Annotated in this window: 1 pseudogene; it reads right to left on the bottom strand. The window is 50.3% G+C overall.

What is annotated here, in order from left to right:
• Positions 1-49: 49 nt before the first annotated feature.
• Positions 50-606: pseudogene (locus GCE9029_RS25325) on the bottom strand (EamA family transporter); the annotation flags it as partial.

Here is a 606-nt window from a genome sequence, read left to right as displayed (position 1 = left end):
GGCGGATCACTGCTGAGAAAGATAACAAAGACACCGTACTGAAATATCATTCCTGAGACGCAAACAAACTCGGTGTCATGCCCACTGCCCTCGCAAAATGGCCCTTGAACGCAGTAATTGCGAATAGCTGCTTATTTATTGGGTTAAGTGCGCGTGAAGGTTTGGCGCCTGGTAAGCGACACAGTGAGTGAGCCACAAAGGCGGTGATCATTCGAATCGCTGAAGCAGCAACTGGGTCAATCTCGGTTTGCATGATAGGTTTTGCAATGATGCCACCCAGCGCTTGGCAAATCGCGGCGGTAATGCCTAGAGCGACACCAACCCACACTGTGCCCTTGATGGTTTAGAGTTGGTTTTGAGATTGACCTCGTCGACCAAAGAAGATTGCCGTTAACACACCACTAAACACCACCGCTGAGCCAATCAGCTCCATCGAAGTCATGCTTTCACTAAACAGGAAGTAACCAAGAATGGCGGAGAATACGGCGTGGCACGAGAACAGCAAACCCGCTTGGCGTGGCCCCATTCGGTTTAAACAGGCAAATAGGGCGGTATCGCCAATGAAGATACCAATGAGGCCAGAAAGCATCATGGGTGTCACTAGGT

The sequence above is a fragment of the Grimontia celer genome (assembly GCF_900055185.1).
Taxonomy (GTDB): Bacteria; Pseudomonadota; Gammaproteobacteria; order Enterobacterales; family Vibrionaceae; genus Enterovibrio; species Enterovibrio celer.
This window is presented reverse-complemented; position numbering and strand designations above follow the sequence as displayed.